General features: G+C 35.8%; 12 protein-coding genes and 1 pseudogene. 10 read left to right on the forward strand and 3 right to left on the reverse strand.

Going from position 1 to position 12,646, the window contains the following annotated elements; translation table 11 throughout:
- Position 1 precedes the first annotated feature (1 nt).
- The gene (locus tag JI665_RS25870; RefSeq protein WP_160169274.1) at positions 2 to 163 is read left to right on the forward strand and encodes a hypothetical protein; all 162 of its coding nucleotides are present in this window, start codon (positions 2 to 4) and stop codon (positions 161 to 163) included.
- A 193-nt stretch (positions 164 to 356) separates the two neighbouring features.
- Here JI665_RS25870 and JI665_RS25875 read toward each other — a convergent pair whose 3' ends face one another.
- Positions 357 to 926, reverse strand: a complete 570-nt coding sequence (locus tag JI665_RS25875; protein ID WP_095373808.1) for a recombinase family protein — start codon at positions 924 to 926, stop codon at positions 357 to 359.
- Between the two features lie 845 nt (positions 927 to 1,771).
- Here JI665_RS25875 and JI665_RS25880 point away from each other — a divergent pair.
- From JI665_RS25880 to JI665_RS25890, 3 genes are read left to right on the forward strand one after another with little or no spacing between them, the layout of a single operon-like run.
- Entirely contained in the window at positions 1,772 to 3,337 is a 1,566-nt protein-coding gene (locus JI665_RS25880) for a spore germination protein (RefSeq protein ID WP_206845582.1), read from the forward strand.
- Entirely contained in the window at positions 3,334 to 4,515 is a 1,182-nt protein-coding gene (locus JI665_RS25885) for a Ger(x)C family spore germination protein (RefSeq protein ID WP_206845584.1), read from the forward strand. The genes JI665_RS25880 and JI665_RS25885 overlap by 4 nt, the downstream gene beginning before the upstream one ends.
- 28 nt (positions 4,516 to 4,543) lie before the next feature.
- Entirely contained in the window at positions 4,544 to 5,614 is a 1,071-nt protein-coding gene (locus JI665_RS25890; protein ID WP_206845586.1) for a GerAB/ArcD/ProY family transporter, read from the forward strand.
- Between the two features lie 144 nt (positions 5,615 to 5,758).
- On the opposite strand, the pseudogene JI665_RS29295 reads toward JI665_RS25890, so the two are convergent.
- Both JI665_RS29295 and JI665_RS25895 read right to left on the reverse strand, forming a co-directional pair.
- A pseudogene (locus JI665_RS29295) lies at positions 5,759 to 5,875 on the reverse strand (transposase); the annotation flags it as partial.
- A gap of 56 nt (positions 5,876 to 5,931) precedes the next feature.
- Entirely contained in the window at positions 5,932 to 8,928 is a 2,997-nt protein-coding gene (locus JI665_RS25895) for a Tn3 family transposase (RefSeq protein ID WP_206845588.1), read from the reverse strand.
- Between the two features lie 75 nt (positions 8,929 to 9,003).
- Here JI665_RS25895 and JI665_RS25900 point away from each other — a divergent pair, with 75 nt between their 5' ends.
- From JI665_RS25900 to JI665_RS25925, 6 genes are all read left to right on the forward strand, one after another.
- Positions 9,004 to 9,357 carry a hypothetical protein gene (locus JI665_RS25900; protein ID WP_206845590.1) on the forward strand — a complete coding sequence of 118 codons (354 nt, stop codon included), beginning with the start codon at positions 9,004 to 9,006 and terminating at the stop codon, positions 9,355 to 9,357.
- Positions 9,358 to 9,391: 34 nt separating this feature from the next.
- Positions 9,392 to 9,778 (forward strand): hypothetical protein, encoded by a 387-nt coding sequence (locus JI665_RS25905; protein WP_035332677.1) that lies wholly within the window; start codon positions 9,392 to 9,394, stop codon positions 9,776 to 9,778.
- A 179-nt stretch (positions 9,779 to 9,957) separates the two neighbouring features.
- Positions 9,958 to 10,437, forward strand: a complete 480-nt coding sequence (locus JI665_RS25910) for a macro domain-containing protein (RefSeq protein WP_206845591.1) — start codon at positions 9,958 to 9,960, stop codon at positions 10,435 to 10,437.
- 76 nt (positions 10,438 to 10,513) lie between these two features.
- Positions 10,514 to 11,026, forward strand: a complete 513-nt coding sequence (locus JI665_RS25915) for a hypothetical protein (RefSeq protein WP_035333491.1) — start codon at positions 10,514 to 10,516, stop codon at positions 11,024 to 11,026.
- 526 nt (positions 11,027 to 11,552) lie between these two features.
- Entirely contained in the window at positions 11,553 to 11,825 is a 273-nt protein-coding gene (locus tag JI665_RS25920) for a hypothetical protein (RefSeq protein ID WP_206845592.1), read from the forward strand.
- A 14-nt stretch (positions 11,826 to 11,839) separates the two neighbouring features.
- Positions 11,840 to 12,580, forward strand: coding sequence for a helix-turn-helix transcriptional regulator (locus JI665_RS25925; RefSeq protein ID WP_206845594.1), 741 nt, complete (start codon positions 11,840 to 11,842; stop codon positions 12,578 to 12,580).
- Positions 12,581 to 12,646: the final 66 nt, after the last annotated feature.

Here is a 12,646-nt window from a genome sequence, read left to right on the forward strand (position 1 = left end):
TATGAAGAAAAATTATAATAACGCAGTTAAGTTACACAAATTAATTATTGGTTCATCGAACAATTGTTATAAAGCAATTTGTATTAATGAAAAAGAATTTAAAAAGGAGTTCGCACCCCCTAATGCAAAATTTGAGCATGTTGAAATTTATTTGGTAGGCTAATTTCTTTTTTTATACCAAATGAAAGGGTGGAAGAATGAATATTAAACTAAACAATAAATATCATAATATGTTGCTAAATCATCCCCAAGAGAACGAAGAGCTCTTTAAAGATAAGGACCTCTCCTACCTACAAGGCCTAGTGACAGGGTTCCTGCTGTAGACCGCAAAGTAACTTTGGAGAAGTAATAAAATCCTATTTTTTTAGTTCTTCAAGCTTTCTTCTATTGACTGCTCTGTATAAGGAACCTTGTGATATTCCAGTTGCCGAGACAATCTCCTTTATGGAATATTCCTCACTATCATACATCCTTAGCGCAACAGCAAGCTTTTCTTTATCCAACTTGGGTCTACCTAATGTTTTCCCACGCCTTTTACTTGCTTCAAGTCCTTCCTTTACTCTCTCAGCAATAAGGTTTCTTTCTAATTCTGCAATGACACACATCATTTGGAACATGGCTTTGCCTGTAGAGGTTCTTGTATCCATATTTTCTTTTAAAGAAATGAATTGCACCCCCATCTCTTCTAACTGTTGAATAATGTTGAGGATATCCAATGTTTTACGTCCTAAACGGGAGATGCTCTCCACTACAACTGTATCGCCTTTCCGGATGACATCAAAAAGTTGATGAAGTCCTTTTCTATCTTTAACTGTACCAGTGAATTTCTCCTCAACTATTTTTTCACAACCATATTCATTAAGCATACCAATTTGCCGATCTATATTTTGGTCAATAGTAGATACCCGAGCATAACCAATTATCATTTGTAACCTCCAATAAACTTGTATATTTTTATTTTACTAGAGGGGCAATTATTGTAAAGGTATTTGATAATACTTTTGGTAATTATTTTTGGTAACTGCTAATCTTAATAAAATCAAAGGGTAACAGGGCGATGGGGGGACATTACAAAAACACTGGTTTTTGGTAATCTAGTTGAGTAAAAAGTTTATTAATTTAGTGTTTAAAATTTATGTGTGCTTGAGTGTGATTAAATAACCTCTCAAACACGTTAATTATTCAAGAAAAGGGCTATTTTCTTGAATAAGAGAAGGAATTATTAGAAAGTGAATTCGAAGCTTAAGATTTCCCTATGTATAATAGGATTTGAAAAGCATTGATCTTAATTATTAATATATTGCTCTTTATGTCTAGCTCTTGGTTTTGTTCCAAGGACATTTTTAATAATGTCTTCACTCATATGTATACCATGCTTATATAGCCTATTTTGTTCTTGTTTTTTGTTCGTCTTCATTGAAAAAATGTAATAAGACATACTGTAATACTAATCCATTTCCAAAATAAAAAATCATTTTAGCCCAAGCCTGGAAAAGAGGATCTTCCCCTGCATACGGAAAGAAAATAATATTTAAACCAGCCAATATACCCAATAACCATGAAAAAATTCATATTAAGAGCTATCATCATTTTTATTAACTTTGTTTGATCCACCTTACTCCCCACCTTTCTATATTAATAAATTCCCAGTAAATTAATGTAATTCGCACAAAAATCATTAACATATCATTTCCAAAAACGGCACATATTATTAGTTATAAAAGCCATAATAACAGTATAAAAAACAAACTTTTCTAGGATGGGTTAAACTATGCGTTATTTAAAAATTAAATCCATTATGCAAAAAATGAAGCAAAATACTAAATGGACACAGGAAGAACAATTTAATAATTCAATTTTGTTCTCATCGGATGTTCATAAAAATGAAGAAAAACTAAAACAACTGTTAGATTCAAGTGATGATATCATTTTTCATGATTTCATCATTCCATTACATGACGGTCGCACATTGAAAGCACTACTAGTTATAGTAGACGGGTTAATTGATGAAGATGCCATTCGCAATAATGTATTAGAGCCACTGACTAAGGAATCTCTAGATAGCTCTATGGGAGAAGAATTAAAACAAGTAAAAGAAAGAATTTCTATTTTTAACACAAAGAAGGAAAATAATTTAGAAAAATCTGTATACCAAATACTGAAGGGAAATACGTTACTATTACTGGATGGGTATAGTGAAGGATTACTGCTAAATGCACCAGGGTACGAGGTTCGAGCAATCTCCGAACCTCAATCTGATCGAGCTGTGAGAGGAGCACATGACGGATTTATTGAATCATCACCTACTAATATTGCATTGTTACGGCGAAGAATCTCACATCCTTCTTTACAGTTTGAAACAATTAAAATTGGTGAATATAGTCAAACGGATATTACAATCGGATATGTAAAGGACATTGCGGATCCAAAATTGATTGAACGGATCAAACAAAGATTAGAACAAATTAAAGTGGATGAGATAAATAATTCAGGGGAAATCGAACAATTCATCGAAGACCATCCCTTTTCAATCTTTCCAACGATTGGAAATACAGAACGTCCTGACAAAGCTTCAGCCTTATTAATGGAAGGAAGAATTGTGATCATTGTAAATGGGGATTCGGTCAGTTTGTTTGTTCCATCCCTATTTCTTGAAAATATAAAAAGCATAGAAGATTACAGTTCTCGACCCTATTATAGTTCCTTCATTCGAATGCTGCGTTTCGTGTCATTTGTAATCAGTATTTCTTTACCAGGCATTTATATTGCAGCTATTAATTTTCATAAGGTGATGATTCCATCTGATATGATTGTCCCTATTATTCAAGCGCGAGAGACGGTCCCATTCCCTCTAGCAATGGAAATTGCCATGATGATTTTAATGTTTGAAGTTGTCCGTGAGGCTGGTGTCAGACTTCCTCAACAAATTGGCTCAGCGTTAAGTATTGTTGGTGCTTTGATTCTGGGACAAGTCTCAGTCTCAGCCGGACTTGTTGGTGCACCGACCATTATTGTTGTATCCATATCGTACATTGCTGCCTTTGTTATCACCCCAATTGCAGATGTCACCGCACTTCTTAGGATAGGATTATTTATTGCTAGTAGCTTATTCGGGGGATATGGACTAATTGTCGCCATGCTCGGTTTATTAACACATATGATCTCTTTAACATCGCTTGGGATTCCATTTATGGCGCCATTTGCACCTTTTTATTTTCAGGATTGGAAAGATTCACTGATTCGTTTGCCGTTGAGGTGGAAAAAACAGCGACCAAAAAGTATACCGAATCAGCGTACGACTAGAATTAGATCATTACCTAAAACAGGTGATAAATGATGGTAAGGATGCTAACTATCATCCCATTATTATTTTTATTAACCGGCTGTTGGAGTAGTCAAGAACTTGATAAATCAGCACTTGTACATGGGATAGGGTTGGATAAATCTGACGGACAATTACGAATTAGCGTCGAAATCATAAAACCAACTGGACCAAGTGAACAAGGTGGAGGAGAGGGGGGCGGAGGAAATGGCCAAAATATTCTATTAGAAAGAGACGGGGACTCACTTATACAAGGCGCAAGAGAACTCATAAAAGATGCGAAACGTCGGCTTTATTTTGAGCATACTCGTTTATGGGTGATTGGTGAGGAATTAGCAAAAGATAATTTTATTGACTACCTTGATGAAAGCAGACGCGATCAAATGTTTCGTTTGAATAGTTATCTATTCATTACAGAGGAAAGTCCAATTGATATTTTGGATACTTCTACCCTTTATGAAGATCTTTCTTCGACAGAAATAGTTTCTGCTTTAGAACAAACAGAATATATTGCTGAATTTACACCCGTAAAAATGTATGAATTTTATAAGTTAATTGAGAGTCCTATTCCTAATGCTTATTTGCCGATAATTCAAACAAAAAAAGAAAAGGATAAAGCAATTACTTCAATAGACGGTACTGCTGTTATTAACACTTATAAAATGGTCGGTAAACTGAATACACATGAAACTGTTGGGCTGAATGTCCTTTTAAACAAGGCAAAAGGCGGAAGTAAAACCGTATCTCTGAATGACAAGGAGAAAGTCTCTGTAGAGATAAAGAAATCAGAGACGGAAATAAATCCAACATTAGATGGTAATCAGCTTAAAGCACATCTGAAAATCGAGATAGAGGGAACTTTAGCTGATAATACTACGAATAGGAATATAAATGATCAGTGGATAAGTAAAGTTGAAGAGGAAGTATCAAATCAGACTGAAAAAAACGTACGTTTAACTTTGAATAAGCTTCAAAAGGAATTAAAGACTGATATATCAGGAATTGGACTGGAAACCTACAGGGAATATCCTAAACAATGGCAAAATGTCCAATCTGAATGGAATGAGATTTTTTCTAATGCAGATATAATGATTGATGTTCATACAAATATTACTCATCAAGGTCTTATTAATAAAAGTGTAGAAAAAAATCACAAAAAGCCTTATAACAACCCTTATAAGCTGAAGAATTAAACGATCAAAGAAGAAGGAGATTACAGACATGTTAACAAAATGGGAAACACTTTTTTTATTAGTAATGACACTTCCAATCATGGGACATGTCGTAATTCTCCCGTTAATGCTCGATGTTGCCGGGAGAGATGCTTGGATTTCCATATTTCTATCACTTCCGGTAGCATTTACGTTGGCAATCTCCATTTATCGTTTGAGACTTAAATACCCAAAACAAAATATTTCTGATATGCTTCACAATTTATTAGGAAAACCTTTTGGAGTGATGATAAAGATAATTTTCATTATCTACTTTTTATTTTTAACAATTTTCTCGTTTGCTTTGTTAGTTGATTTTATCTACATTGCCTTTTTGCCTGAGACACCACGATTGGCTATACTGGTCTGGTTTTTGTTATTCTTTGTTTATGCAGCTTCAAAAGGTATTAAAAGAATTGCATTAACGGCAGGAATACTAGCAATAATTGCTATGGCGACTGGACATACAGTCACGATTTTGGACAGACCAATGAAAGATTGGAGTGAGCTCCAACCTATATTTGAGTTTGGTTGGAATCCAATATTATGGGGATCTTTGATAATTTTAAGTATATGGGTAGAATTATTACTACTTTTATTTCTACCCATTCAAAACATTCGTGAAAAACGAATGTTTTTACTATGGAGTATTGGAATTTTGTTAAATGCACTTATGATGTTTTCAACAACTATAGGTAGTATTACGATTTTCGGATTAGGTCAGGCTGATAATTCTGTATATCCCGCATTAGAGTCAGTACGAATTATTAGTTTAGGATTCATTGATCGTTTTGATATTTATGGATTACTATTAATGGCTGTAGGGACATACATACGCTGCAGTCTATACTTCCGAATCGCTTATGATATAACTGTATCAAAGGTTTCCTCAAAGTGGATAAGACGATTTGGGTTTACGGGGTTTGTTTTACTCGTATTCCTTGGTACGTACTATTTATCAAAAGAACATCTTCGGCTAGATAAAACATTAGATATTTACGCATATATGATTGTCCTGTTTCCTATTCCATTTTTGTTACTAGGTATCTCTTATTTAAAAGGAAAAACAAAGCAGAGTTAGCTCCCAAAAAGGGAAAAGTGATGCTTACCTTATGTCTTAAGTTTTGCAAAAATCATTGCTAGATAAGGGGGTATTTTCAGAGTTATGATTTTAAAAGTATAACTATCAGTTGATAAAAAAGTAAGCAAGGCAAGCACCCTATCATTGTGCAGATACATCAATACTACGGGGACTACATACCGTTTTAATTTCAGCTAGATTGGACAATTCACCTCGATCACGTATATGAATTTTTCTCGCATCAACCTCAAAGTCCTCAAGCTAATATCTTGATGGGATATTAGCTGGCTTTTGTCACCGATCAAAATGATAAAAAACTACGACACCTTCAACTTAATAGGGATTCGCTGATTCATATTGAGTTCAAAAGTTCCGTATGGATTGACATGATGATAAAATAAAGGTGTTAATCCCCTAAAATCTTCTGGAGTCATTTTCTTCAACCAATATTGGTTGTTGTCATAAAGAACCTCTTGTACCATTAAGGTATTCATATAGACTAAGCAATTTTGCAGCAATTGAAGTGATAAGGCAGACACCTCTTGATCTTCTATCGAATTGGAACGAATCTCACTGTTTTTCCCATAGAAAATATAAGTATTCACTGAGTTCCATTGTTCCACTGTATTTAATCCTTCATGGATCTCTCTTCGAATCTCTTCATAGTGTAAATAATCACATAAAAAGATCGTTTTAATCGCTTTTCCTAATTCACATAAAGCCTGATAGGTTGGATGTTTCGTATCCCTTGTAAATCGCTTTAATATGGATTCGGCAGAAGCAGTACCTAACCGTAGAGCAGTTGCAAACTTAATGATTTGTTCATACTGTTGCCGAATAAGATCCCAGTTAATCGGTCTACTTAAAACCTGTTGTAGGTGAGGATATTCCTCATTCATGCCGGCTTCTGGACGATATAGCTTTTGAGATCCAATATTTTTAAACCGTGGCATCAGTTTAAAACCAAGTAGATGACAAAAAGCAAATGCAACGACACTTTGTCCGTGTGTATCGACATAATTTCTGTCAACCTCCATGTCCGTACAGTGACGAAGAACCCCTTCCATCATTGCTGCCACCTCAGAAGAAAGGCAGGACTTAAGCTGAGAATAGATACAAGCTGATTTTCGATCTGTATGCCAATAGATCATGACTCCATGCTTCTTATAACGAGGATGCCATTCTGAAAGCAAGTTCTGATCAAAAGAGCCAAAATGTTTTGAATCGGAAGCACATGCAGTGGTAGCTTCTCCCCATACCTCTTTCATTCGATTGTAGATGATATGGTTGGTAACCTCGGCGTTGGCTTTTCGCAAATGATCCTTATGAATAAATTTTTGGCGTATATATCGAAGTTCTCGATAACTATCTAGATGGTTTCCAGCAGAAACTGTTTTCAAACCTGTATTCGTTCCTAATCCAAATAAACTTAGAAGAAGCCTTCGTTGGACGGTTTCTCGATCTAAAATCTCTCGATTGGCGGTGGTTTTAAAGTGTTTGGTAAACTCCGTATGAAAATCTGTTTCTTTTAGTAAATCCAATAGGTTAATGTCGGTCCAACGGTTCTTAATCTCCTGTTTAAGCATCGTCACATGTGGAGGTTCTGGTTGCTTTTCGAGTGGAGTGACTCTAATCCATCCTTTATTATTTCTGGTAGTAATGGCTACTTTTTCGTTACTATGATCTCCTAGCCCTTGATTCAATAAATGGAGTTTATCTTTCATCAACTGTAGAATATCTTCAATAAAAGGCTCTACATCAAGTGGTGCTTTCAGTGCTTGAAAATATTCTTCCTTGTTCTCTTCAAAATCTTGAGGGAGATCTTCATCTGGGTTTCGATATCGATCAGCACCCTCAATCCAAATTTCTTTACACCGAAGTCGAGTGCGAAGCGATTGGATCACTGCAATTTCATAGTTGATTCGATTTACTCTTTCTATCCCTTTGCTGTCTGTCTCGACAATAACATCTTTCCATTTCGGCTGAATTACACCTTCAATGGGAACTTCATCTCCAGCAGCAAAATAACGTTGCCCACTTTCTCCATACTCTCGTATGAGTTGAATACCCTTAATAATCGGCTGATGAAATTGATTATTTGAGCGAAAAGTAAGGTTGTTTAAAATTTTAGAAAGTGACTTTCGATAATGCCCTTGGTAAGAAGAATGCATTTTTGTATAGATTTTTTCTTTGTATTCCCGATTATTTTTTGTCATGTCCTTAATAATATCTCGAATCATATCAGAGCTAACAATAGGGAATAAAGTATCTTGAATGACCCCTTCTGGGTGATCTACGGTTGCTTTTAATAAATTGACAATATGTCTATTTTTTCCTTGGACTCTTTCTAATTCTTCTACTGCTTCTTTTCGGGTTGTATTTTTGGCCTTATTTCCAAATTTATGCGTAATTTCATCCAATAAATCAGCTAAATAATCAATGACTTCTTCATGACGATGCGTAAATAAAATGGCAAGAAGGGTATAGCGAATGGGTGCAGGGTGTGCACGCAATTCTGTTACGGTTTCTGTAGCTGCACGGAGTCGATATTTCTTTACTAATTTCGGAGTCAAATGATGAAATAATCTTGGAGGAATGTGTAGGTGCCGAATAGCTAACAATTTTTTAACTTCCATTTCCATGGTACTTACACTTGGTTTGCTAGGAGAAGATAAAAGTTGCCGAAAAGTTAAAATATCTGATTCCTTTTCCTTATGAAACTCTTCTTCAAAACCTTCTACTGTTACTTCATCAGTAAAAGATTCCAGTAACGCATCTAATCTCGAACAAGTCCTAGAAGATAGCTGCTGATAAATCGATTGATATAAATCCTTTTCAAAAGTGTCAATGGAGGAATCGATCATACGCTTTAAACTTCCATTTGAAGGAGGTTCGACTTTCCACTTGCGAAACAGACTGTATGCCTGACTTTTTAAATAGTCGATATCATGTGTAAACTGAACTTGTTCGTTTAACCACTCTGTCAAAAGTTCGTTATCTTTTGCTGTAAGTTCTTGAAAATCAAAGAATTCTCTAATTTGTTTTCGATGATAAGTAAAGTTTCTTTCATCTGCTCCCCAACGATATTCCTCAAAGAGTGATGAAGATAACCCTAATTGCTGCCCTATAAATTCAACTACCACTTTGGGAATATCTTGTTTCTTGGAAGGAAATCTAGCCTCTTGTTGAAAGTACTTTAATAATATCGCAAATCCTAAACGACTTGCCCCTGTTTTATTACCAATTAGCTTTCTTTCAATGGGTAGTACTACAAAATGTTCTAGTAGCTCATCTTCATTCCAATTTCGTTTCATAAATAACCTTCCCCTAACTTTAGAATAATCACTCTTTTGAGTGTAATCTATTGATTAGAGGATGAAAACAATACTTTGCGGTCTAGAGCAGCTACCCTGTCACTAGGCCTACAAAGTGTAGGATTAGAAATTATTAGACATGGTATTATAAGCATCAAAGGTTTTAGCCACAGTTTTTTAATAGATGAAAATCCCCAATTGTATAGAACCATTATTTTTGCTGTCAATGATGTTTTAGAAAATATCCCAGATCGTCACAATTTCCACGATAAGCAGCTGCTCCTACAGTATATTAATGAATTTATTGCATTTTCGACAAACTTAGAAAAAGTACTAGTTCAAGAAGGGCTGATTCATGATGCCAGGATAACTTCATTAATCCATTTAATTGAGTTTGGTAATGATTTGTTAAATATTCGTAAAAGCTAAAAAAAATTAAGCAAAGAATGGAAGGTATAAAATAATGGCCGGCTGGAAAGCTAACTATCCCCAAACAATGCTACATGATTATATATTAATCTATTTCGTAGTGTTGGTCTTCTTATGGTATGCGATGAATTTCTCAATCATTGGATTCATTATATCGTTGATTGCTTCATTTGTAATAGTGGTGCTATTGTTTTTAAGTTATGAAAAAATGAAGGAAAGAAATAGAACGCCTAATGAAGGGGACTACTGGTATTTACATTGTGAAAAAGGTATCTACGAAGAGATTTATGTAATAGATGGTGTGGGAAGAAATAAATTCGATTCAATGAATTACCTTGAGGACAAGGGAATGAGTTATGAAAGAGCACGAGAATACTTGCTCCATTTGGGAAGCCTAAAGTATGAAAGAAAAATAAAATAGTAGCAAAAAATACATATACTCAATGTCCAAATTCTGTTAATATTGAAATATCAAGAAGCACTTGATCCATAGGGATGACCTATGAATCAGGTGCTTTTTTGTTTTTTAAGGCATAGAGGGGAATGGCAATGAAGTCTTTTCTAGCTTGAAAAATATTTTAATAAGGGGAATGAATTGCCATGATCGAACAGCTCCATGGAAATTTATTAGATTATAAATCTGATCTGTTAATCAATGCTGCTAACGGCAAAGGATGGATGGGTGGGATTTTCGGTCGATATGTTCCACTAAAAGGTGTTGCAGATACAATCCACTATAATGATCACTCAATTGAGAGGGAGGCTAAAATTATTTGCAGGTCAAGAAAGATCTGCCTGGGAGATATTTATATTACTGGCTCAGGAAGATTGGGGTTTAAAGAAGGTGTACTGCATGCAGTAACGATGCTAAAACCCGGGCAAAAAGCAGATATCTTAACGATTGAAAAATGCCTAAATAACATTTGTGCCTTTTGTGTTGAAAAAGGGATTCAATCTTCGACAATCCCTCTATTGGGCACTGGGACCGGTGGCCTAGATAAGGAGAAAGTAATGAAGATATTCGAAAAAAAATTAAGAAATCACTCCACTCACTTTAAAATTGTCCTTTATAAAAGATAGAATATCTTATTAATTGCAAGCTTATTTGAGAAAAGTGTAGCAACAGCTTTCATAATTGGATTAGGGGGAAGTAATAATGTTAGGGTGGTTACGGAAACGGAAGTATACATTTACAAAGGAAGATGGATTAAAAAGTATAGGAACAACTAAAGAAACTAATATAGATTTTAAGGAATATTTTTACGATGAAAGTAATAAATATTTTCAGTTGCAAGAGGTAGTTCAAGAAAACTTAGAATCATATACACCAGAGGAAATAGAAAGGCTGGCAGCTGATGTCTTATATTTATATTGTTGCTTCGTTAGAAATATCTCAACAATTAAAACAGAAAATATGAGCAAGTCAAATCTACATTTTCACCTTGCTGTTATTGGGAAGTTGTCGGATGCCACTCACAATATACCAGGCAGTCTAATTGCAGCAAGGTTGGGTAAAGCTCATGTATTGAATTACCACCTTAGTGAATTTTTAACGTTTCTAAAAATTTTACATCAAACTGAAATTATTCGACTAGATTATCATTACCATTGCCTTGATATAAGAAAAGAATGGGAGCATTTATATGTTTCTACTGAAGAAACGGCCTGAATGTAATCGGATGGGAACAGCAGCTGGCCACATAAAATACATTGTGTACTTAACAGCAGACCTCGCTAGAGTATTCCTTCCTTCAGCATGCTCCAGATCCGCTCCTCTCCCGCTTATATACTCTTTATATCCAGTTTTTTACTGTTCGTTGGCCCGTCGGTCCTCTTAAACCGCCCGCTTTTGACTTTGAATAGGGGGAGAGCTTTTTTTTTCGGACTCGCTGCAGGTTCCGCTTGCGACGCGCGACAAACCCCCACCCATTCTTCCGAGAAAATGGATCCGAAGGATTGGATGTATCGAAGGGATGGAATGGATCCGAGAAAATTGAATAATTCAATGAGTCCGATAAATGTAATGAATCGAATATATGGAATGGATTCGGAAAAATTAAATGAAAAAACGGGCTGTTCAAGGTAAAAAAAGCGGGAGAAGGGAGGATAAGCGGCATACAGTGTAGAAGAATACTCTAACGAGGTTTGCTGAATTTGAAAATAGTTTATAGTTATGATAGAAGGTGATGTTTTTAATGGAACAGCTGACGTTATTTGAGAGCGAGGAAGTCTCCCCTCTTTCGAAGGAAGATATGGTGTATCAAATAGGGGATGACGTGAAGGTGAGAAAGGTCCAGGAGAATGAACCGCTGGATCCAGAGGACTTTTATTATTTGAAAGACTTCAGCAATAAAAAAGGCATTATCCTTTCCGCTAAAACAAATTCTCAGGGGAAGGAATGCTATGAGGTTGGCTTTGACAGAGACGTGAAAGGTTACTTTTACAGCGGGGATCTGATTTTGCTGTAAGGGAGGTTAGTTATATGGAGGAAAAGCAAAGGCAGCCGGTTTCTATCGAAACCATTGGACTTAGCCAGAAGGAATTTAATACTCTTTTTATTTTAAAGACTTTGATGGAAAGTCCGAATTTCCCCAAAGCCCTTTATGAAGAGTTATCCGAGCGGTTTAGCGGTAAAAGGCATAGTTATGCTTACTTCTGCAAAGTGGCTAAAGAGCTGGCCGAAAGCGGGCATCTGCTCCTGGAAAAAGAGGGCTCCTTTAATGTCTACCACATTACGAAGAAAGGGGAATCCCTTTACCAGTGGTATCAGCTGACTTTCAAAGAACGCCTCAGTGAAGTGAAAATGGTCATCGACCGGTTTGTCTACGATCTGACCGGGTCCGGTGAGAATCCGCCGGTTGAGCATGAGCTACCGGATGAGCATCGAAAGTATTTTGCCAAATTGGTTTCAGTTATGGATCTAGTCCGGTATGTCACATTAAAAGCAGCAATGAAACGCGGCCACGTTCATATGGCCGGCATTGAGGATATTTTAAAACAAAAGTATGGATGGGTGACCAGTAGTGGCTATCACTATGAACTGGCAAAGGATATGGAAAGAAACGGTCTATTAGTTGGCCAGTGGGAAGGCGAAACCAGGACGAAGCGTTTGTTGAGAATTACGGAGGATGGAAAACATCACTATAAACAAATCGCGGATTCTGCAGCTGAAAGGGTCCAAACTGTACAACATTATTTAACTGCTGTCTTAAACTACTTGTAGTATTAGCTTACGAAAGTTATCTTAAAGCTTATTTGATGTAATAATCAAATACAAATTTCACCCTTT

It is taken from the genome of Bacillus sp. NTK034 (assembly GCF_017303275.1).
Classification (GTDB): domain Bacteria; phylum Bacillota; class Bacilli; order Bacillales; family Cytobacillaceae; genus Cytobacillus.

Bases quoted from the DNA above. Each gene is read 5' to 3' on its own strand.
- JI665_RS25915 (WP_035333491.1), top strand. From the start codon at position 10,514: ATGTTAGGGTGGTTACGGAAACGGAAGTATACATTTACAAAGGAAGAT.
- JI665_RS25875 (WP_095373808.1), bottom strand. From the start codon at position 926: ATGATAATTGGTTATGCTCGGGTATCTACTATTGACCAAAATATAGAT.
- JI665_RS25910 (WP_206845591.1), top strand. From the start codon at position 9,958: ATGATCGAACAGCTCCATGGAAATTTATTAGATTATAAATCTGATCTG.
- JI665_RS25925 (WP_206845594.1), top strand. From the start codon at position 11,840: ATGGAGGAAAAGCAAAGGCAGCCGGTTTCTATCGAAACCATTGGACTT.
- JI665_RS25895 (WP_206845588.1), bottom strand. From the start codon at position 8,928: ATGAAACGAAATTGGAATGAAGATGAGCTACTAGAACATTTTGTAGTA.
- JI665_RS25880 (WP_206845582.1), top strand. From the start codon at position 1,772: ATGCGTTATTTAAAAATTAAATCCATTATGCAAAAAATGAAGCAAAAT.
- JI665_RS25905 (WP_035332677.1), top strand. From the start codon at position 9,392: ATGGCCGGCTGGAAAGCTAACTATCCCCAAACAATGCTACATGATTAT.
- JI665_RS25885 (WP_206845584.1), top strand. From the start codon at position 3,334: ATGATGGTAAGGATGCTAACTATCATCCCATTATTATTTTTATTAACC.
- JI665_RS25870 (WP_160169274.1), top strand. From the start codon at position 2: ATGAAGAAAAATTATAATAACGCAGTTAAGTTACACAAATTAATTATT.
- JI665_RS25920 (WP_206845592.1), top strand. From the start codon at position 11,553: ATGGAACAGCTGACGTTATTTGAGAGCGAGGAAGTCTCCCCTCTTTCG.
- JI665_RS25890 (WP_206845586.1), top strand. From the start codon at position 4,544: ATGTTAACAAAATGGGAAACACTTTTTTTATTAGTAATGACACTTCCA.